Annotated in this window: 18 protein-coding genes; 4 read left to right on the top strand and 14 right to left on the bottom strand. The window is 64.5% G+C overall.

The features are described 5' to 3' along the window. Positions 1–6: 6 nt before the first annotated feature. Positions 7–1980, bottom strand: coding sequence for a putative bifunctional diguanylate cyclase/phosphodiesterase (locus RFM68_RS07040; RefSeq protein ID WP_320231986.1), 1974 nt, complete (start codon positions 1978–1980; stop codon positions 7–9). Between the two features lie 304 nt (positions 1981–2284). On the opposite strand from RFM68_RS07040, the gene RFM68_RS07035 reads away from it, so the two are divergent. Further along, the gene (locus RFM68_RS07035; protein ID WP_320231985.1) at positions 2285–3331 is read left to right on the top strand and encodes a class I SAM-dependent methyltransferase; all 1047 of its coding nucleotides are present in this window, start codon (positions 2285–2287) and stop codon (positions 3329–3331) included. A gap of 55 nt (positions 3332–3386) precedes the next feature. On the opposite strand, the gene RFM68_RS07030 is transcribed toward RFM68_RS07035, so the two are convergent. Next, on the bottom strand, positions 3387–4373 hold the full coding sequence (locus RFM68_RS07030) for a zinc-dependent alcohol dehydrogenase family protein (protein ID WP_320231984.1): 987 nt from the start codon (positions 4371–4373) through the stop codon (positions 3387–3389). Positions 4374–4474: 101 nt separating this feature from the next. On the opposite strand from RFM68_RS07030, the gene RFM68_RS07025 reads away from it, so the two are divergent. Continuing rightward, a complete protein-coding gene (locus RFM68_RS07025; protein ID WP_320231983.1) occupies positions 4475–5377 on the top strand; it encodes a LysR family transcriptional regulator in 903 nt (300 codons plus the stop codon). Positions 5378–5380: 3 nt separating this feature from the next. On the opposite strand, the gene RFM68_RS07020 is transcribed toward RFM68_RS07025, so the two are convergent. The 10 genes from RFM68_RS07020 to RFM68_RS06975 form a co-directional block, all read right to left on the bottom strand. Further along, positions 5381–6352: a branched-chain amino acid ABC transporter permease gene (locus RFM68_RS07020; RefSeq protein ID WP_320231982.1), complete on the bottom strand. Its 972-nt coding sequence runs from the start codon at positions 6350–6352 to the stop codon at positions 5381–5383. 5 nt (positions 6353–6357) lie between these two features. Beyond that, positions 6358–7251 carry a branched-chain amino acid ABC transporter permease gene (locus RFM68_RS07015; RefSeq protein WP_320231981.1) on the bottom strand — a complete coding sequence of 298 codons (894 nt, stop codon included), beginning with the start codon at positions 7249–7251 and terminating at the stop codon, positions 6358–6360. A 2-nt stretch (positions 7252–7253) separates the two neighbouring features. Next, positions 7254–7964 (bottom strand): ABC transporter ATP-binding protein, encoded by a 711-nt coding sequence (locus tag RFM68_RS07010; RefSeq protein ID WP_320232155.1) that lies wholly within the window; start codon positions 7962–7964, stop codon positions 7254–7256. Beyond that, on the bottom strand, positions 7957–8694 hold the full coding sequence (locus tag RFM68_RS07005) for an ABC transporter ATP-binding protein (RefSeq protein ID WP_320231980.1): 738 nt from the start codon (positions 8692–8694) through the stop codon (positions 7957–7959). The genes RFM68_RS07010 and RFM68_RS07005 overlap by 8 nt, the downstream gene beginning before the upstream one ends. A 143-nt stretch (positions 8695–8837) precedes the next feature. Next, entirely contained in the window at positions 8838–10046 is a 1209-nt protein-coding gene (locus RFM68_RS07000) for an amino acid ABC transporter substrate-binding protein (RefSeq protein WP_320231979.1), read from the bottom strand. Between the two features lie 70 nt (positions 10047–10116). Continuing rightward, positions 10117–10530, bottom strand: coding sequence for a nuclear transport factor 2 family protein (locus RFM68_RS06995; RefSeq protein WP_320231978.1), 414 nt, complete (start codon positions 10528–10530; stop codon positions 10117–10119). Further along, entirely contained in the window at positions 10527–11321 is a 795-nt protein-coding gene (locus RFM68_RS06990) for a MoaF C-terminal domain-containing protein (protein WP_320231977.1), read from the bottom strand. Before RFM68_RS06990 ends, RFM68_RS06995 begins: the two co-directional genes overlap by 4 nt. Positions 11322–11334: 13 nt before the next feature. Continuing rightward, complete coding sequence (locus RFM68_RS06985; protein WP_320231976.1) at positions 11335–12123, bottom strand: SDR family NAD(P)-dependent oxidoreductase; 789 nt, start codon at positions 12121–12123, stop codon at positions 11335–11337. Positions 12124–12307: 184 nt separating this feature from the next. Next, a complete protein-coding gene (locus RFM68_RS06980) occupies positions 12308–12895 on the bottom strand; it encodes a YceI family protein (protein WP_320231975.1) in 588 nt (195 codons plus the stop codon). A gap of 35 nt (positions 12896–12930) precedes the next feature. Then, complete coding sequence (locus tag RFM68_RS06975) at positions 12931–13827, bottom strand: hypothetical protein (protein ID WP_320231974.1); 897 nt, start codon at positions 13825–13827, stop codon at positions 12931–12933. Between the two features lie 204 nt (positions 13828–14031). On the opposite strand from RFM68_RS06975, the gene RFM68_RS06970 reads away from it, so the two are divergent. Both RFM68_RS06970 and RFM68_RS06965 read left to right on the top strand, forming a co-directional pair. Then, the gene (locus RFM68_RS06970) at positions 14032–15534 is read left to right on the top strand and encodes an aldehyde dehydrogenase family protein (protein ID WP_320231973.1); all 1503 of its coding nucleotides are present in this window, start codon (positions 14032–14034) and stop codon (positions 15532–15534) included. 4 nt (positions 15535–15538) lie between these two features. Next, entirely contained in the window at positions 15539–17128 is a 1590-nt protein-coding gene (locus RFM68_RS06965) for a GMC family oxidoreductase (RefSeq protein WP_320231972.1), read from the top strand. A 3-nt stretch (positions 17129–17131) separates the two neighbouring features. Here RFM68_RS06965 and RFM68_RS06960 read toward each other — a convergent pair whose 3' ends face one another. Beyond that, on the bottom strand, positions 17132–18622 hold the full coding sequence (locus RFM68_RS06960) for an aldehyde dehydrogenase (RefSeq protein WP_320231971.1): 1491 nt from the start codon (positions 18620–18622) through the stop codon (positions 17132–17134). Next, complete coding sequence (locus tag RFM68_RS06955) at positions 18619–19818, bottom strand: cytochrome P450 (RefSeq protein WP_320231970.1); 1200 nt, start codon at positions 19816–19818, stop codon at positions 18619–18621. Before RFM68_RS06955 ends, RFM68_RS06960 begins: the two co-directional genes overlap by 4 nt. Between the last annotated feature and the right edge of the window lie 11 nt (positions 19819–19829).

Genomic DNA, 19829 nt, shown 5'->3' with positions numbered 1-19829 from the left:
GCGCCCTCACGCCGACTTAAGCACCGTGAATGGCCGCTTCTGCACCGCCCGCTTGGCCTGGAAACTCGCCGCCGGCACGGGGCGGCCGACGTGATAGCCTTGCACCTTGTCGATGCCGAATTCGCGCATCAGCGCCATCTGCTCATCGGTTTCCACGCCCTCGACCAGGATCTTGTGGCCGCGGTTGCGGACGAGCGCGATGATGTCGTGGAGCATCGCCATGCCTTTCGGCGTGCCGCAGTCGTGGAGGAACGAGCGGTCGATCTTGACCGTGTCGAAATCGATCAGGCGAAGCCACGAAAGCCCCGCGAAGCCGGTGCCGAAGTCGTCGAGCCATATCCTGATGCCCAGCAGCTTCAGGTCGCTGATGCAGCGCAGAATGTCGGAGTCCATCTCCAACTCGCGGCCCTCGGTGATCTCGAAGGCCAGCCTGCTGCCGGCGACGCCGGTCTCGCCGAGGATGCCGGCGACAGACGTCGCGAAGCCGGGCGTCTTGAGCTGAATTGGCGATACGTTGACGCTGACGAGACGGATATGGTCGTGCGCCAGCAGATCCGTGCACACCGTCCTTATCGCCCAGCGCCCGAGCTCGAGGATGGCGCCGGTGCGTTCGGCGACGGGAATGAAAAGGCTCGGCGGAACCAATATGCCGTCGAGCATTTTGAGGCGCATCAGCGCCTCGACGGCCTCGAACCGACCCGACGCGACATCCTGGATGGGTTGGTAGACCAGCGAGACGAGATCCCTTTCGACGGCGATCTTCAGCAAGGCCGCAATGTTCTCGCTCTCGTCGCTGCTCTGAGGATCGGTCGGGTCGAACAATCGAGCGCAATTGCGGCCGCCGGCCTTTGCCAAATAAAGCGCGCGATCGGCCTCGTGGATGATCTTCTCCAGCTTGCCGCCGGCCTGCGTTCTGGTGAATGCGGCGCCGACGCTGACCGTCACGATCGAGGTGCCGTCCCGCCGCAGCTCGTGCGTAAGCGCCAGGTCCTCCACCGTACGGCAAATGGCCTGGGCAAGGTCCGCGACCTGGTCCTTGTCGTTCAGGCGCGCCAGGACGATGAATTCCTCGCCGCCATAGCGCCCGATCGAGCCATTGTATTGCCTGACGAGATCGCTCAGCGCAGTGGCGACATGGATCAGGCAACGGTCGCCTTCCTGATGGCCGTAGCAGTCGTTGAACTTCTTGAAGAAATCGACGTCGATGAGGATCGCCGCGAAACGATTGCCGAGCTTCTGCCAATCGCTCCAGCAATCCCGCAGCTTCTCGTCGATCGCCCGCCGGTTCTCCAGGCCTGTCAGTGGATCGGTGCGCGACAGTCGCAAAAGGGCCTTGCCGCGTTCGGTGGCCTCCTTGTGCTGGATCTTGGCTTCCAGCGCGTTGAGGAAGACGTTGTAGCGTTCTTCGTTCAGCTTCCAGTTCACATAGGAGGTGAACGTGAAGCACGAGACGTAGAACGTTCCAAACACCAGCTTGTATGTCAGCGAAGCGGGTACAAAATAATTCACCACGTATAATATGCACAGTATTATGGTTGATGTGACGATTGAAACTTTGAAGCTGAACGTGAAGAAGAGATTGGCGCTCATCATGAAAATAGTGCCGAATACCATATAATAAGCGACGGCTTCCCGTTCCGCGCCCATGGATGTGGGCCACAGCCAGCCGATATAGCCAAAGATGATGGCCGCGGCGCAGGTCACGTCAAGCCATTGCGTGGCAGCCCCTCGGCGAAGCTGACCCTCCAGCGTCAGAAGCGCCGTGAGGCCGACGGCCAAGCGCGCCGTGATCGTGTAGAGCGCCACATCCGGTATCAGCAGCAGGTCCGTCGCCGAAAACAGCACATAGATGGCAACTGCCATCCAAAGCCCGGGCCTGGCTTCCTTCCGCCGCTTCGCCTGAGCTTCCTCGCGATAAAGGGCGCGGAGCACGTCCGGCCCAGGGCCGGGGCGCGGTTCGTACGGTTCCACATGCGCCATATCGGCCAATCTCGACGCGACGCGTTCGTTCGCGATGAACCCCGGTTCAAGGGGTTTTTGCGTTTCGACCTCTTTTCTCGCTTCTGCCCCCACGCGGGCCCGCTCCTTGGGAAACAACGATTTGCCGAGCAATAAAATGCCACGGCGCGAGACAAGTTTGCGTTAACTCGAACCCGGATTCCGACCCGCAAAATATCCAATGAGCCGAGATGGTTGGCCGGAAATTAATCATATTGTTAAAATGCTATCGAACCGCCGTTGGCAAATGCGACATTCTACGCAATAAATTAATAGACTGTTAACCATGGAGCATCTGGTGCAACCCGTTTTGGATGGCAAAAGCCTTATTACTGCCAAGATGATTGCCGGCAGCCTGCATCGAGGCAAGCCCGAGCATCATGGCGAAGCGTTCGAAACCGCTCGCGCGGAGCTGGCGCTCATCCTTTTGACGACACAGCAGCAGGTCGAGCAGCAGAAGGATCCCGCCGAGATCGTTCGTCGCCTGCTGTCGCTGCTCAGCGCGCTGCGCTCCAGGGTTCATCCCGACGTCTGGCAGGCCTTGATACCGGTGGCGCAGAACCACGCTGTCCTGGAGTATTTTCTCCAGGACCCGCTCACGCACTGGTCCTTCACCAAGCCCAGGGGCTATTCCGGCGACGCGCAACTGCTCGACTACATCTACTGCGACCCGCACGTGGCCGATGACGTGGCAGGTGCCTCGGAAACCGGGAAAGCGCTCTACAGCCACACCCAGAACGTGCCGTCATGCGTCGCGGCGCGGGAACGTCGTGATCTCCTGACCGGATATGTCGACGAGACCGCGACGAAAAGCGGACCGGAAGCCGAGGTCCTGGCGATCGCGGCCGGCCATTTGCGCGAGGCCAATCGTTCGACCGCCCTGGCAGAGGGCAGGCTCAAGCGCTGGGTTGCACTCGACCAGGATCCGCAGAGCGTCGGGTTGATCACGCGCGACTTCCAGGGCACCGCAGTCGAGGCCGTCGACGGCTCGGTACGAACCGTGCTGACCAGAGGCCACAAGCTTGGCAAGTTCGACCTGATCTATGCCTCCGGCCTTTACGATTACCTCCAGCACAATGTCGCCGTGAAGCTCACCAAGACCTGCCTGCAGATGCTGAAGCCCAACGGCCGGTTCCTGTTCGCGAACTACGCCGACGGCACCCCCGACGCCGGCTATCGGGAGACGTTCATGGACTGGGTATTGCTGCTGCGGTCGGAGGCTGACATGTGGAACATCATCAATGCCAGCGTCGATCGCAACACCGTCGAGGCGCAGGTGTTTTATGGCGAGAACCGCAACGTGCTCTACGGCGTTGTCGAAAAGCGCGGATAGCGACCCGTTGGCTGCGTCAAGCGCGCCCGTGCCCCGGGCGCGCTGACCGTTCGAATCAGACTGTCACGACGATCTTGCCGAACTGCTCGCCCGATTCCAGGAAGCGATGCGCCTCGACGATGTCCTCGAACGGAAACGTCCTGGCGATGATCGGCTTCAGCGCACCTGAGGCGAGACCGTCGAGGATGAAGGTCTTGGCGGCTTCCAAGCGCTCGGGGTCCCCGGTGACTTCATGGACCAGGTAGCCGCGCAATGTCAGTGTCTTCGCCAGCACATCGGACAGCGGGAACGGTGTCGGCTCGGGGCTGAGGCCGCCATACTCGATAAGGATGCCGCCCCGCGCCATCGCTGCCGTCAGCGGCGTGAAGATCGGGCCGCCGATCGGGTCGAGGACGACGGGCACGCCCTGCGGCGCGATCTCTCTCAGCCGCGCTTCGATATCCTCCTCCTGCGTGGCAACGATATGCACGGCGCCGGCATCGAGCAGCGCCGCTTTCTTGGCCGATGTCCGTGTGACGGCGATCGGCACGGCGCCGATCAAGTTGGCGATCTGAATGGCGGCCAACCCGACACTGCTTGACGCGGCGGTGATGACGACAGGCTGGTCACGGCCGAGACGGGCGACATCGATCAGCGCGCCATGGGCGGTGAGGTATTGCATCCATGTCGCGGCGGCGGCTTCGAAGCCGAGCCACGGCGGATGCTTGACGACGAGCTCGGCCGGAAAGGTGGCGAGCTCGCCATAGGCCGGCCAGCGCGCCATCTGGCGTGGCGGGATGATGCTAACCGCGTCGCCCGGCGCGAAGCCTTCGATGCCGTCGCCGAGCGCCTCGACGATGCCGGCCGCCTCGAGGCCGAGGCCTGACGGCAGCGCCGGCATCTCGATGTAAGTGCCCTTGCGCATCGAGGCCTCGGCGCGGTTCAAGCCCAGCGCCTTGACGCTGATCCTCACCTCGCCCGCACCAGGCCGCGGCACTTCGAGATCCTCGATGCGCAGCACCTCCGGACCACCGTGACTGTAAAAGCGAACCACCCTTGCCATGATACAACTCCAAATCCAACTGATGGAATGGACTATCCAAGGACTCCAGACGGCGATAAATCGCTCAATTGGCAGAACAGTCGAAATGATTGGTTTTGAATATGGATCGTCTCGACAGCATGGAAGTGTTCGTCAAGGCCGTCGATCTCGGCTCATTCGCGGCCGCCGCGGCGGCGCTCGATCTATCGGGACCGATGGTCGGCAAGCATGTGCGCTTCCTCGAAGAGCGGCTCGGGATGCGTCTGCTCAACCGCACGACCCGCCGGCAGAGCCTGACCGATTTCGGGCGCGCCTATTACGAGCGCTGCCGGATCGTGCTGGCGGAGGCGCAAGCGGCCGATGCGCTGGCGGCCGATCAATTGTCCGAGCCGCGCGGAAAACTGCGCGTGACGATGCCGGCGCATTTCGGCCGCCACTGCGTCACGCCGATCCTGCTCGAACTGGCGCGGCGTTATCCGGCGCTGGAGCTCGACCTGTCGCTCAGCGACCGTTTCGCCGATCTCGTCGAGGATGGTTTCGACCTGGCGATCCGAACCGGCTGGCTCGACGACAGGGCCGGCATCATCGCGCGCCGCATCGCGCGGCAGCGCATGATCGTCTGCGCTTCGCCCGCCTACATCGAGACGTTCGGCCAACCGGCCGGCCTGGAGGACATCGCCAGCCATCAGGCGATCATCTACCGGCGGCTCGGCCAGGTGCTGCAGCCCTGGCTGTTCCCGCGCGACGGGGGTTCGGTCGCGGAGATCGCCCCGACCGGCCGGCTGCGGCTCGACGATCTCGACGCCATCGCCGATGCGGCGACCGAAGGCATGGGGCTGGCGTGGCTGCCATACTGGCTGGTGCGCAAGCGCGTCGAGGCCGGCACGCTGGTGCGGATGCTGCCTGAACAGCCGGACTATCTCTACGATTGCCACGCGCTCTGGCTGCAGACACCACATCTGCCGCTGAAGGTTCGGCTCGCCCTCGATACGCTGGCCGCAGGATTGCCGAAGCAGATGAGCTAGGTTCTACGCCGACTTCAATCGCCGCATCACGCCCAGCCGCATCAACCCCTTCGGCAGAAATAGCATCGCCAGAATAATGGTCAGCCCTGAGATCACCGGGTGGTAGTCCGGCACGACGATGCGGGCGAGGTCGAACACCGCGTACATCACCAGCGCGCCGAGGATGGGTCCAAGCAGTGTGCCGGTGCCGCCGACCACGGTCATCATCAGCGGCAGGAGCATCCAGTCGAGGTCGAATACCGAGTCCGGCCCGACATGGAAGATGTAATAGGTGTAGAGGCTGCCGGCGACGCCGGCGATAAAGGCACTGCCGGCGAAGGCGGCGACCTTGACCTTGAGCGTGTCGATGCCGTTGGCGGAAGCCGCCATTGCGTCGTCGCGCACGGCGATCAGCGCCAGGCCGTAGCGCGAGCGCATCAGCGCGCGAATGGCTAAAGCGGTGGCGACCATCAGCGCTAGCCCGACCCAGTAGTGCGGTCGCAGCGTATCGAAGCTGCTTGCCGGCGCAACGATGCCGAAGGCGCCGCCGGTAAAGTCGCCGCCATTGACAAAGATCACCTTGACGATCTCGCCGAAGCCGAGCGTGCCCAATGCGAAGTAATCGCCATGGAGTTTCGACAGAAGCGGCAGGCCGATGAGGATTGCCGCGAGCGCCGCGACAAGCCCGCCAAGCAGCATCGTCACCGGATCGAAATAATAGATGCCGGGATGCGCATCATAGAGGGAGCCCCAGAGATAGTTGCCGTTCCACAGGATGGCGGTGGTGTAGGCGCCGAGCCCGAAGAAGGCGTGGCTGCCGAGGTTGATCTGGCCGCCATAGCCGGCGGCCAGGTTCCAGCTCTGTGCCATGATGGCGTAGAGGAAGACGAAGAACAGGAAGGAGAAATAGTAGGCGTCGACCGCGCCGGGCAGGAAGGGCAGTAGCGCGAGCGCCGCGACAACGACGATTGCGATCCATTGCAAGGCTCGGCTCATCGCACTCATGCCTTCTTGTAGGGTCGGCTGAACAGGCCTTCGGGCTTGAACATCAGCACCAGGAGGAAGACGCCGTAGGCGATGGCGTTCGTCCAGCCGCCCGAGATGAAGAACTGGACATAGGCCTCGACCAGGCCAAGCAGGATGCCGCCGGCTAAAGCGCCGGTGACGTTGCCGATACCGCCCAGTGCCAGCGCCACCAGTGCCTTCAGGCTGAAGATGAAGCCGGCGAAGGGGTTGAACGGAAAGGTCGTCGCCACCGCGACGCCGGCCGCGCCAGCCAGCGAAATGCCGATGGCGAAGGCGATGGCGTTGACGCGGTGCGGGCTGATGCCCATCAGCATCGCTGAGTCCATGTCCTCGGAGGCGGCACGCACCGCCTTGCCGACAATCGTCTTGCGCAGAAAAAGCATCACCAGCGCGGTGCCGGCGAGCGCAATCAGGAAACCCATCGAACGGGTGAAGGAGGTGCGCACGCCGAAGAGCTCGATACCGGTCGCCGTATAGGACGTCACCACGCCGGCGGTGTTGCCGCCCCAGATCACCGTCATCAGGTTCTGGACCAGGAACATCAGGCCGACGGCGATGAGCAGCGAGACGTTGCGATCTTCCTCGGCGGCGGCCTTGCGGAACAGACCCTGATAGATCAGCCAGCCGACGACGAGCCCGACCGGCACGACGATCAACAGCGATAGGAACGGATCGATGCCGAGGCCGTAGAACAGCGCCCGCACGAAATAGGCGGCCAGGATGATCATCGCGCCCTGGGCGAGGAAGATCAGCCGCATGGTGCCGAAGATGAGGCTCAAGCCAACCGCGGCGACGCCATACATGGCGCCGCCGAGCGCGCCGTTGAGCGAGAGTTGGAGCAGGATCTCGGGTGGCGGGAGATTCAACATTTCTACTCCAACACGCCCATATAGGCCTTCTGGATTTCGGGATCGGCGATCAGCTCGGCGCCGGTGCCCTGCATGGCGAGCGAACCCGTCCGCAGCACGAAGCCGTAGTCGGCGACCTTCAGCGCCTGATGGATGTTCTGTTCGACCAGCAGGATGGTCACGCCCTGGCCGTGCAAGGTCTGGACGAGCGCAAACATCTGCTGCACGACGAGCGGGCTGAGCCCCAGCGACGGCTCGTCGAGGATCAGCAGCGACGGCTCCGACATGGTGGCGCGCGCGATCGCCAGCATCTGCTGCTCGCCGCCGGAGAGCGAACCGGCCTTCTGGTGCGCACGTTCCTTCAGGCGCGGGAAGAGCATGTAGGCTTTTTCCAGAAGCTCCTTCGTGCGCGGGCGGGCCTTGGGTTGGAAGGCGCCGAGTTCGAGATTCTCCAGCACCGTCATCTGGCGGAATAGGCCGCGCCCTTCCGGCACGTGGGCGATGCCCAGGCGAGCGATCTCCTGCGGCGCCTTACCTGTGATCGATTGGCCCGCCAGGCGGATGTCGCCAGCCTTGGGCTTGAGCAGGCCGGAAACGGTCCTGAGCAGCGTCGTCTTGCCGGCACCGTTGGCGCCGACAAGCGCGACGATCGTGCCGGGGTCGACATGGAGCGACACGCCCCACAGTGCGCCGACGTCGCCATAGGCGACTTCGAGATCGCTTACTTCAAGCAGCCGGTTCGCCAAGATAGGCCTCGATGACTTTGCGGTTTTGCGTGACTTCGCGCGGCGTGCCGTCTGCGATCTTCTCGCCATGATCGAGCACGATGACCCGGCTGCAGACTTTCATGATGGCGTCGACCTTGTGCTCGACCCACAGCATCGAGATGCCCTTCTCGCCGCGAACACGGCGGATGACATCGACCATGCGCTGGATCTCGGTCGGATTGAGGCCGGCCATCGGCTCGTCGAGCAGGAGCAGCGCCGGGTCGGAGGCGACGGCACGCGCGATCTCCAGCATGCGGCGGTCGGAGAGCGTCATATGCGCGGTGCGCATGTCACGCCTTGCGGTCAGGCCGACGAGTTCCAGCGCGGCGTTCGCCGCCTCGGTCGCGTGCTTGACGCGACCCCCTGCCCCATAGACGGCGCCTACCATGACATTCTCGAAGGCGGTCATGGTGAGGAAGGTGCGCACCAGTTGAAAGGTGCGGGCGATGCCGAGCCTCGATATGCGGTGGGGTGCGGTGCCAGTGATGTCCTTGCCGCGAAAGGACACTCGCCCTTCGGTCGGCGCATAGATGGCAGTGATGACGTTGAAGAGCGTCGACTTGCCGGCGCCGTTCGGCCCGATCAGTCCGATCAGCTCGTTGCCGCCGACCGCGATATCGATGTTGTTGAGGACGACAAGCCCGCCGAAGCGCTTCTTGACCGCCTCGAGGCGCAGCAAAGTCCCGTCCGCCTGCATTGTGTTTCTGTTCCTTCCAGCGGAAGCATAAGATTAGGCACTCAAACCGCCTTGTTGCCAAGCGATCCAGATGGGCTGGCAGGAAGCGGACGGGCGCCTGGCTTCGCAATCAGGCGCCCGCCGCTTCCGCCGCATCTGTTCGTTCAGCGCTTGTCCCAGGCCGGGGCCGGCTTGTAGGTCCAACTGCCGTCCGGATAGATGAGCTGGTGCTTGCCCTGCCACCATTGCGTGGCGACGCTGGGGATCAGCGCGAAACCGGTCTCGTCGAACTTCAGGTCGCCGACCACGGTATCCTTGAACTCCTGGCCGAAGATCGCATCATGGATGGCGGTAGCATCCGTGCTGCCGGCCTTCTCGATCGCCTGCGCCAGCACTTGCGCGTTGGCATAGAAGGCGCCGACGGTGACGGAGTCCTTCTTGAACTCCGCCTCGTAGCGCTCGCCGAGCTCTTTCGCGCCCTTGTAGGGATAGCTCGCCGACCAGAAACCGTCGGTCAGGATGTAGTCGGAGTCGGGTCCTAGTGCTTCATGGAATTCGCCGGTCCAAGTGCCTTTCCATCCGTGGAAGTATGGCACGGAGAAGCCGAGCTCCTTCATCTGCCGCAGCAGCGTGATGGTGTCGGCCGGCGAGCCGAAGACCAGCATGGCGTCGACGTCGGCGGCCTTGAGCTTGGTGATCAGCGCCGAATAATCGGTGGCGCCGATCGCCCAAGGATCGTCGACGGCAAAGGTGTAGCCATATTTCTTGGCCGCCGCCTGGAAGGCGCCGCCAAAGCCCTTGCCGTCGGGAGAATCCTCGGTGACCAGGGCCGGGTGCTTCGGCTTCTCACCGGCCGGCAGCTTGTCCCAAACCTCGAACGGAACCTCGGCGCCGGGACCCGGATGGAAGAAGAACAGGGCGGAGTATTTGAGCTTCAACGGTTGCCACTCGAAGGGGAAGGCCGTCGTGATCATGTAGAACTTCTTGTATTTTTCCGCGACGATGGCGCCGGCAATGTTCATCGGCCCGGAATGGGTCGAGAGCAGCGCGTCGACCTTCTGCACCTTGATCAGGTTCTCGAGCGCCGAAGCGACCCTGCCTTCCGAGCTCTCGTCGTCGGCGACGACCAGCCTGACCGGCAGCTTCTTGCCGGCCGACTTCACCATGATGCCGCCGGCCTTGTTGATGTCGGCGACGGCCTGCTCATAGGCCCATTTCTGCTCCTTGCCGTCGCCGGCGAGCGGCCCGGTCAAGGAGATCGGCGCGCCAATGACGATCTCGTCGCCGGCGGCCTTGGCGACAAGCGTGCCGCCAAGGCCGAGTGCCGAGGACAGCAGCAGGCCGGCCAGCATTCTCTTCAGACTGATTTCCATTTCCATCCTCCCAGGTTTCCATCGGGCCGATCCTCCGAAGGCGAGGCCCGCATTCACTCACGCCGACGCCTCAGCCCATCGCGGCCGCGACCAGCTTGGTGTCGGTGAACTGTTCGAAACTCACGGCCTTGCCGTCACGCATTTCCCAGACATGGACGACGCGCGCCGTCATCGGCTTGCCGGTCTTCCTGTAGGTGCCCGAATAGGTGCCGATGCCGACGATGGTGGTGCCGCCGTCGACCAGTTTCTCGAGCGCGAAGGTGTAGCCCTCCCAGTCCTCGCCGATGCGCTTGAAGACGCCGGCGATGACGGCGTCGGGGCCGACATAGGTGCCGGCATAGGGAAAGCCGGCCATCTCGGTCCAGGCGGTGCTTTCGGTGATCGGCGCCATCATCGCCGGCAGGTCCTTGGCGTCGGAGCCGGCATAGTGGGCTTTGATGGCGTCGTAATTCCTGTTGCTCATGATGCTGACCCCAACGCTCATACGGGCTCCTGGCCGTGGTCATAGACGGCCCGGGACTTCTTCTCGATGAAGGCGCCGGCGGGTTTGTTCTCGACCTTGCCCTGGCTGGTCACCCCGAGGAATTTGCCGGTCGAGCGCATGGTGTCCCAGTTGTAGAAGAACAGCGATGCGACCGGGATGATGAACTCGCGGAAGCCGAAGACATAAAGGTTCTCGGCGAACTTCCAGGTGGTGGCGAGATCGACGTCGCCATGGCCGCGCTGAACGCCGACAAGGTTCTGCCAGGCGTAGCGCTGCGAGCTCAGATAAATATGCTCGTAAACATGGTTGGGGCTGTAGGTGTAATGCGCGGTCAGCCCGATCAGGTCGCGCGTCGGCGCCGGCTCGCGGCCGGTCGGCGGCACGGCTGGATCGCCCAGCACGCCCACGGAATAAACCTGCGCCACGCGCGGCTCTCCGGGCGCTTCACCCGGCTCGCGCACCCGCTCGCGCACCGACAGCACGTGCCGCGTTTTGGTGTCGACGATGAAGGCCTCGTCCTCGGCCGGCCTGGCGACGAAGGTCATGTTGATGAAGAAGACGCCGGGCGCAACTTCCAGCGCCTCGTACCAGTCGGCGCCGGCCTCGCTGCCTTCGCTCCAGGCGACGGTGTCGGCGGCGGTGAAGGCGAGGTCGATGGTGCGGCCGGTCTTCAGCGTGATCTTGAACGTCTGGCCGCGCAATGCGTCGGTCGTCGGCAGCCGGTTGGTGGCAATGCCGGCGGCGAAGTCGTCAAAGTGCTTCCAGTCGGCGGGTCTGTTCTGGTCGTTCATCGCCATCTCCAAATCAATCGACAAAGGCAAGCGTCGGCAGGTCGACCACGGTGGCGCCGCCGTCGACCGTCAGGATCGAGCCGTTCATCATCGCCGCCTCGCCGGAAGCGACGAAGCAGATGACATTTGAGACTTCCTCCGGCGTTGCCGGCCGGCCGAGCGGCACGTCCTTGGTGACAAGTTTGTAGGCTTCCTCGATGGAACCAAGCCCATGCTTGTCGACCACCACCTGCATTTGCTCATCGGCCATGGCGGTTGCCACCCAACCCGGGCAGATGATGTTGGTGCGCACGCCCTGGCGGCCATAGTCGCGCGCCAATGATTTACCGAAGCCGACGCAGGCATGCTTCATGGTGACGTAGCCCGCCGCCGCCGGCCCGGCGAACAGGCCGGCTATAGAAGCGACGACGACGATGTTGCCCTTGCGCGCGATCAAGTCCGGTAGGCATTCGCGGGCGCAGACGAAAGCAGTGTCGAGATTGGTGCGCGTCGCCAGCGCCCAGGTTTCGTCGCTCATCGTCACCGTCGGGCCGACGCCGTGACCGCCGGCATTGGCAATAAGGATATCGACCGGACCGATCTTTTCGTGGACCTCGGCAAGCGCGGCGCGCACCGCCTTGGCATCGGCGGCATCGCCCTGCACCACCAAACCGCCAATATCCCTGGTCACGGCTTCGAGCGGCTGGCGCCGCCGTCCCATCAGCACCACCTTGGCGCCGTCGGCGGCCATGCGCCGGGCGACTGCGGCACCGATGCCGGTGCCGCCGCCGGTGATGAAGGCCGTCTTGCCGGAAAATCTCATACCGCCGTCCTTAGGGGCACGAGGCCCAAATGCTGCCGATCGTTGGCCCGGAGTGTGCGACGAGAGCTGCCGGCGGTCTTGTCCGAGCGGGAACTTTGTTTTGACTGAGCGCGCACTTCGTCGCCCCTTTGCGATGTGCCGCGCGACCTTGCCGCGCGGCATCACGCGATTAACCCGCGATGGCCTACTTCTTCACCGCTTCCAGATCGATCACGATGTCGACCTCAGGCCCGAGGCCGAACCCGTCGGCGGCCTTGGCCATCGGGAAATCGGCGGTGCTGACCTTGCCGGTGGCGCTGAAGGCGGCCTTGGTCAGCGTCGTGTCCCACGGCGCCCGCGCTTCATTGAGCAGCTTGACGTCGAGCGTGATCTCCTTGCTGACGCCGCTGATGGTGAGATTGCCGATGACCTTGCCGGTCTTGTCGTCGACCTTCTCGACCCTGGTGCTTTCGAAGCTGATCGCCGGGAACTCGGCGGCGTTGAAGAAGTCCGGACCTTTCAGGTCGCTGTCGCGCTGATCGAAAGCCGTATGGATCGACCCGACATCGAGCTCGGCCTTGACACTGCTTTTGGTGACGTCGGTCTTGTCCATGACGATCGAGCCTTTGACACCGTCGAACTGGCCATGGGCGATGCCGTAGATGCCATGCTTGATGATGAAGGTGACCCAGGCGTGCTGGCCGTCGATCTCGTAATTGTCGGCATGGGCCGCCCCGGCCAGCATGGATGCGCCGGCGAAAGCGAGCGTCGAAATCAGTTTTCTCGTCCTCACATGTTTCTCCCTCTTGTTGGTGTTTTGGACCCGGCTCAGGAAAAGCCGAGGGCCGCCCCATGCGGCGCCCAAACGATCGCCGTCACGATGGCCAGCATCGCCGGAATGGCGATCAGGATGCCGGCAACCAGCGGCCGCAGGAGCCGCGCGCCGGGAAGCAGGTTTTGCAAGCGGCCGCGCACAAGCACGGCAACGATCGGCGGCAGGGATGACAGGATGAGCGCGGCGGGATTGGTCTTGGGCGCCAGCAGCGCTACCTGGATCAGCGCCGTGGCTGCAGCGTAGAGCAGCAGGAATTCGACGCCCTTGCTCCATGAAGCGGCGGCGCCGCCGCGCAGCGTTGCGAGATATTGCATCAGGCACCAGCCGCCGATCAGCGCGGCGAGCGAGCCCAGCAACTGTCCGGTAATGATCGAGGCCCCAAGCACCGAAACGATGGCGCCTGAAAGCGACAGGGCGAGCACCGCCGCCGGCGCGAGGAACGGCTCTTCCGCAGGCGGCGACCGCGAGGCTTGCTGCGCGATCAGCATCGCGGCGCCGAGCAGCGTCAACAGTCCGACGGCGAGCGCTGCGATCATCTGCAGGTTGGGCGAAGCGCCGGCCAAGCGCCGCCAGCCGAGCCACAGAAAGGCCACCGCAAAAGCGATGACAGCGAGAAAACTCGTCCTGCGGCCCAACACCCGCTCTGGCAGCAGGCCGATGACGATGCCGGCAAAAGCGAGGTAGATCAGCTTCTGGCTGGCGGCAACCGGCGGCATGACCGGCGGACCAAGCGTGTCCCAGTAAAAGAACAGGAGCAGCACTGCCCAGAACAGCGTGAGTACAGGCGATGCAGGCGGCAGGGCGAAGCGTGCAAACAGCGCAAGCGCGATGCCGAGCAGCAGCGGCAGTGCGGCCGTGGTGGCCATCGGATTGCCGAGAACCGCGCTCAAATCGCCGCCACCCTCCAAGACCCACGAGACGCGCCATCGTGGCCGATCTCATCTGCGATCTTGATTGGCCAAAGGCGAGCCGTCTTGTCCGAGCGGGAACTTTGTTTTGACTGAAAGCGCACTCACGGCCGTGGCGGCTTGAAGGGCGTTGGCGTGCTCCATAACCCTCTCGAAAATTTTGATCGACTTTTCGAGGAGGATGGCGTGAACGAGAGAACTGTGCCGCCGATCAGTGCCGCCGCCGCCGCATTCCTGTCGCGACCGCACCGACCGTTCATCAACGGGCGTTTTGTCGACGGTCTCGCCGGCGACGGCCTTGCGGTCGACGATTCCGCCTCCGGCGAGATCGTCGCGCATGTGCCGGAGAGCGGCCCGGAGCTCGTCGACCAAGCGGTGCGCGCGGCACGCGCGGCGCTCGAAGGGCCATGGGGCTCGATGCGGCCAGTCGACCGCCAGAACCTGATGCTGAGGCTCGCCGACGCGATCGAGGCCGACGCCGACCTTCTGGCCGAGATCGAGAGCATCGAGAACGGCAAGTCGCTGGGCGTCGCGCGCATGCTGAGCGCCGGCGGCACCGTCGACTGGCTGCGCTACTATGCAGGCTGGGCGACCAAGATCGAAGGCTCGACCTTCCAGGTCTCCATTTCCGTGCCCCCGGGCGCCAAGCACCATGCGATGACGGTGATGGAGCCGGTCGGCGTCGTCGGCGCCATCGTACCGTGGAATTTCCCGCTACTGATCGGCATGTGGAAGATCGCGCCGGCGCTGGCCTGCGGCTGTACGATCGTGCTGAAGCCGCCGCAGGAAACGCCGCTCGGTCTGCTGAGGCTCGCCGAGCTGATCGAGGCTGTCGGCTTCCCGCCGGGTGTCGTCAACATCGTCAGCGGCAGCGGCACCGTCACCGGCGAAGCCCTGATCCGCCATCCCGGCATCGACAAGCTGACCTTCACCGGCTCGACCGAGGTGGGAAAACGCATTGGCCACGCCGCGGTCGACCGCGTCGCGCGCTTCACGCTGGAGCTCGGCTCCAAATCACCGATGATCCTGCTTGCCGACATGGAAGATGGCATCGAGCCGCTGCTTGCCGGGCTCGGCATGTTCTTCAACCAGGGCCAGGTCTGCACTTCGGCGGCGCGGCTTCTGATCGAGAAGCCGATCTACGACCGCACGCTGGCGCGGCTGGCCGAGATTGCCGACAGTATGACGATGGGCGCCGGCCGCGACGCGCAGGCCCAGATCAATCCGTTGGTTTCGGCCAAGCACCGCAACAGCGTTCAGGGTTTCGTCGAGCGCAGCCTGGCGGCCGGCGTCGAACGTGTCAGCGGCGCGCGCGCCGTGCCGGCCAAGGGCCACTACGTGGCGCCGACCATCCTGCACCATGTGAAGCCGGACATGGAGATCGTACGCGAAGAGGTGTTCGGTCCGGTCGTGGCGGCGATGCCCGTTGCCGATCTCGACGAGGCGATCCGCATCGCCAACGACACGCGCTACGGCCTGTCGGCCTCGATCTGGACTAGCGATATGGGCAAGGCAATGACAGCGATCCACGGCCTCAAGGCCGGCACGGTGTGGGTGAACTCGCACAACACGCTCGACCCGGCGGCACCCTTCGGCGGTTTCAAGCAGTCCGGCATCGGCCGTGAGCATGGTCGCGCGGCGATCGAGGGCTACCTCGAAACCAAGACCGCCATCATGCGCTACGCCTGACCAGATGATGGAGGTTTACGACTACATCGTCGCCGGCGCCGGATCGGCCGGCTGCACTGTGGCGAGCCGGCTGGCCGCGGCCGGCAAGCGCGTGCTGATCGTCGAAGCGGGTCCCGCCGATAACACGCGTTTCATCGACATGCCCGCCACCTTCGCCAGGGTCATCGGCACGGCGCGCAGTTGGATCTACCAGTCAGAGCCGGAGCCAAGCGTCGGCGGCCGCGCGCTGCCGATCCCGCAGGGGCGGACGCTCGGCGGCGGCTCTTCGATCAACGCCATGCTCTACATTCGTGGTCAGCCTGAGGACTATGACGGCTGGCGCGATCTCGGCTGTCCAGGCTGGGGCTGGGACGATGTGCTGCCGGTCTATAAGCGGCTGGAGCGCAACGAGCGGCTGACCGGTGAGTGGCACGGCTGCGAAGGACCGCTGCCGGTCTCCGATCCACGCTTCCGGCACCCGCTGTCGCTCGCCTATGTGCGCGCCGCGCAGCAGGCGGGCTATCGCTTCAATGACGACTTCAACGGCGATCGCCAGGAAGGTGTCGGCTTTTACCAGACGACGACCGCAAACGGGCAAAGGCAGTCTGCCGCCAAGGTGTTTCTCAGACCGCTCGCCGGCAATGCCAACCTCAAGGTTGTCACCGATGCCCTGGTGACAGCGCTGACGCTGGAGAACGGCGCCGCGACCGGACTGTCCTATTCCACATCGGACGGCCAGAACCATTTAGCATCCGCGAAAGCGGAGGTGATCCTTGCCGCGGGCGCCCTCGCCACGCCGAAGCTGATGATGCTCTCCGGGGTCGGGCCCGCCGCGCATCTCTCTGAAATGGGCCTTCCCGTCATCCGTGACATGCCGGCGGTCGGCCGGGACCTGCAGGACCATGTCGCGGCACCTCTTTACGCGCTGACCCGCAAGCCCGTCTCGCTGCTCGGCGAGGATCGTGGCTTCAAGGCGCTGCGGCACGGAATCGAGTATCTGCTGTTCCGGCGCGGCCTGCTCACTTCGAACGTCGTCGAGAGCGGCGGCTTCTTCGACACCGATGGCGACGGACGGCCCGACGTGCAGTTCCACGTGCTGCCGGTGATGATCGAAAACGCCGAGCACGGTTCGGTCGAACGACACGGCATGGAGTTGAACCCGTGCGTGCTACGGCCCAAGTCGCGCGGCTCGGTCCGGCTGCGCTCGCGCGATGCAGGCGATCCGATCCGCTTCACCACCGGCTTCCTGTCGCATGCCGATGATCTTGCGCTGCTGCTTGCCGGCATGAAGGTCGCCCGCGCCATCCTGCGCCAGCCGGCGCTGCGCGAGGTCGTCGCCGAGGAGCTTGCCCCCGGCAAGGCGGACGACCTCGGCGACGAGGCGATGACCGACCACATCATCCGCTACGCCAAGACCGTCTATCACCCGTGCGGCACCTGCCGGATGGGAACGGACGAACAAGCGGTGGTCGATCCGCGGCTTCGCGTGCGCGGCGTGCCGCGCCTGCGCATCGCCGATGCCTCGATCATGCCGAGACTCACCAGCGGCAACACCAACGCGCCGGCGATCATGATCGGCGACCGCTGCGCTGATTTCATCCTGGGGACCCGTTGAAGGTCACCCCAGCGAAATCCACGCCGTCTTGAGGTCAGTGTATTTCTCGATGGCGTGCAGCGACTTGTCGCGGCCGAAGCCGGACTGCTTGAAGCCGCCGAGCGGCACCGTGATGTCGGCGCCGCCATAGGTGTTGACATGGACGACGCCGGCGTTGATCGCGCGCACCATGCGATGCGCGGTCGACAGGTTCGATGTCCATACGGCCGACGCAAGACCGTAGACGGTCGCATTGGCGAGCCGTACCGCCTCTTCCTCGGTCTCGAAGCGCATGACGCCGAGCACAGGCCCGAACACCTCCTCGCGGGCAAGCTGCATTTTCTCGGTCACGTTGTCGAAGATCGTCGGCGCCATGTAGCTGCCCCCGGTCTCGGTCAGGATGCGTTCGCCGCCGATGACGAGACGGGCGCCCTCTTCCGCTGCCTTCGCGACGAAGCCCAGATTCTTGGTCAGCTGCTCGGCGCTCGACACCGCGCCGACGTCGCTCAAGAGGTCGAGCGGATCGCCGACCTTCAGCTTCGTCGTTGCATTGAGAAGCTCATCCATGAAGCGGTCATAGACCGAGGCCTGGACCAGCAGCCGCGAGCCGGCGACGCAGACCTGACCGGAATTGCGGAAGATGCCGTTGGCGGAGACGACCGCGGCCTGCTTCAGGTCCGGCGCATCGGCAAAGACGATGTTGGGCGACTTGCCGCCAAGCTCGAGGAAGACCCGCTTCAGATTGGAGCGCGCGGAATATTCGAGCAGGCGGCGGCCGACAGGGCCGGAGCCGGTGAAGGCGATGGCGTCGATATCCATGTGCAGGCCGAGCGCCTCGCCGGCGACGGAGCCGCGGCCGGTAACGACGTTGAAGACGCCCTCCGGCAGCCCGGCCTCGGCGGCAAGCTCCGCCAGGCGCAGCAAGGTAAGCGAGGCGATCTCCGGCGGCTTGACGACGATGGTGTTGCCGGCAGCTAAAGCCGGCGCGATCTTCCAGGCGCCGATCATCAGCGGGAAATTCCACGGCACGATGATGCCGACGACGCCGAGAGGTTCCTTGCGGATCAGCCCCAGCACATTGTCAGCCGTCGGCGCGATCTCGCCATAGACCTTGTCGATCGCCTCGGCATAGTAGCGGATGGTGCCGGCGGCCGAGAGCGGTTCGGCCTTGTAGGCCATGCCGATCTCGGTGCCGTTGTCGCGCACGCCGAGCACGGCAAGCTCGTCGACATGTTTCTCGACCAGCTCGGCGAATTTCAACAGCACCTTTTTGCGAAAGGCGGGCGCCGCGCGCGACCAGGAGCCTTTGGCGAAGGCCTTGCGCGCCGATGCGACCGCGCGGTCGACATCGGCGGCGCCGCCATCGGCGATGCTGGCGAAGGGATGGCCGTCGATCGGCGAGACCACCTCAAGGCTGGCGCCGCTCTCGGCATCCGAATGGGCGCCATCGATGAACAGACGCCGCGTCCCGACCTCCGCCTTGCGCAGCGTGTCGATGGTGTCCTGGTCGATCATTTATCAGTCGCTCCAAAGGCTACGTGAAGTGTCGCCGGCGCGCGGAACTCCCAGCCGCGGAAGACCGGCTCCTTGCCGGGCACCAGCTGCAGGTCGGGAAACCGCTCCAGCAGCAATCTTACCGCAAGGCACATCTGCTCGCGGGCGAAGAAACGGCCCGAGCAAAAATGATGGCCGAAGCCGAAGGCGGCGTGGTTGCCCTGGTCGCGATTGATGTCGAAGCGGTCCGGGTCGGTGAAGCGGCTTTCGTCGCGGCTGGCCGAGGAGACCAGCGCCGCGACCGGCGCGCCAACTGGAATTGTCGCGCCGCCGATCTCCACGGCACGGGTCGTTTCGCGCGTCTGCGTGCCGATCGGCGCCACCCAGCGCAGGCCCTCGTCGACGGCCTTGGGCACGAAGGTTTCCGGATCATCGAGCACCTGCCGCAACTGTCGCGGGTTCGTCAGCAGGCCTACGAGTATCGAGCCGGCGCCATGTCCTGGTTCCTGCATGCCGCCAAGCAGGATGACCTTGATGGTCGGCATCAGGAAGTCGATGGAGCGGGTTTTTCCCTCCGGCATGCCGTCATGCAGCATGTGCGACAGCGCCGAGCCGTCGCGTTCGCGCGCAAGCTTCTGCAAGGTCGGCATCACGGCATCGCTGACCTCGGCGCCGATCGCGTCGGCGATCCCCTGTCGCTGCGGGTCCTTTTCGAAGTTGATGGCGCCCTGGGCGAGCCCGTAGAACCAGCGGCGCAATGTCGGCATGTCGATGTCGGCGAGACCGAGCGAGCGCGCCAGGCTCAGCGTCGATACCGGCTCGAAATAGTCGGCCATCAGCTCGGCGGAACCGCGCTTGGCGATCTCGTCGAGATAGGGTTCGGCGATCGACCGAACGAGGTCGCCGGCATAGGAAGCGACAGTGCGCGGCCGGTGTTTCGGATCGACGCCCTGGCGAAGGTCCTTATGCACCTCGCCGTCGCTGGTCAGGATGGTCGGCTTGCCGAAGGAGCGCTCGACCGGAGAGACGCCCACCCTGACGATGGCGGAGAAGATGTCGGGCGACTTCGCCACCAGCTCGACGTCCTTCCAGCGGGTGACGAACCAGAGGTTGACCGCCGGCACGAAGGCCACCGGGGCGCTGCGCCTGAGCTCGGCGTAGATCGGATAGGGATCGGCCTCCAGCGCCTCGACCGTGATGCTCTCGGCAAAGCTCATACGGCTGCTCC

Source organism: Mesorhizobium montanum (assembly GCF_033977145.1).
In the GTDB taxonomy this organism is placed as follows: domain Bacteria; phylum Pseudomonadota; class Alphaproteobacteria; order Rhizobiales; family Rhizobiaceae; genus Mesorhizobium; species Mesorhizobium montanum.
Note: the sequence above shows the minus strand (reverse complement) of the source record. Positions and strands in the feature narration are given on the sequence as shown.

What these genes read in the sequence shown, in the direction of transcription:
- RFM68_RS06985 (WP_320231976.1), bottom strand. Translation starts at nt 12,123, where the DNA reads ATGAGATTTTCCGGCAAGACGGCCTTCATCACCGGCGGCGGCACCGGC.
- RFM68_RS06990 (WP_320231977.1), bottom strand. Translation starts at nt 11,321, where the DNA reads ATGAACGACCAGAACAGACCCGCCGACTGGAAGCACTTTGACGACTTC.
- RFM68_RS06955 (WP_320231970.1), bottom strand. Translation starts at nt 19,818, where the DNA reads ATGAGCTTTGCCGAGAGCATCACGGTCGAGGCGCTGGAGGCCGATCCC.
- RFM68_RS07020 (WP_320231982.1), bottom strand. Translation starts at nt 6,352, where the DNA reads ATGAGCCGAGCCTTGCAATGGATCGCAATCGTCGTTGTCGCGGCGCTC.
- RFM68_RS06995 (WP_320231978.1), bottom strand. Translation starts at nt 10,530, where the DNA reads ATGAGCGTTGGGGTCAGCATCATGAGCAACAGGAATTACGACGCCATC.
- RFM68_RS07035 (WP_320231985.1), top strand. Translation starts at nt 2,285, where the DNA reads ATGGAGCATCTGGTGCAACCCGTTTTGGATGGCAAAAGCCTTATTACT.
- RFM68_RS06965 (WP_320231972.1), top strand. Translation starts at nt 15,539, where the DNA reads ATGATGGAGGTTTACGACTACATCGTCGCCGGCGCCGGATCGGCCGGC.
- RFM68_RS07000 (WP_320231979.1), bottom strand. Translation starts at nt 10,046, where the DNA reads ATGGAAATCAGTCTGAAGAGAATGCTGGCCGGCCTGCTGCTGTCCTCG.
- RFM68_RS07005 (WP_320231980.1), bottom strand. Translation starts at nt 8,694, where the DNA reads ATGCAGGCGGACGGGACTTTGCTGCGCCTCGAGGCGGTCAAGAAGCGC.
- RFM68_RS06960 (WP_320231971.1), bottom strand. Translation starts at nt 18,622, where the DNA reads ATGATCGACCAGGACACCATCGACACGCTGCGCAAGGCGGAGGTCGGG.
- RFM68_RS07040 (WP_320231986.1), bottom strand. Translation starts at nt 1,980, where the DNA reads ATGGCGCATGTGGAACCGTACGAACCGCGCCCCGGCCCTGGGCCGGAC.
- RFM68_RS07025 (WP_320231983.1), top strand. Translation starts at nt 4,475, where the DNA reads ATGGATCGTCTCGACAGCATGGAAGTGTTCGTCAAGGCCGTCGATCTC.
- RFM68_RS07015 (WP_320231981.1), bottom strand. Translation starts at nt 7,251, where the DNA reads ATGTTGAATCTCCCGCCACCCGAGATCCTGCTCCAACTCTCGCTCAAC.
- RFM68_RS07030 (WP_320231984.1), bottom strand. Translation starts at nt 4,373, where the DNA reads ATGGCAAGGGTGGTTCGCTTTTACAGTCACGGTGGTCCGGAGGTGCTG.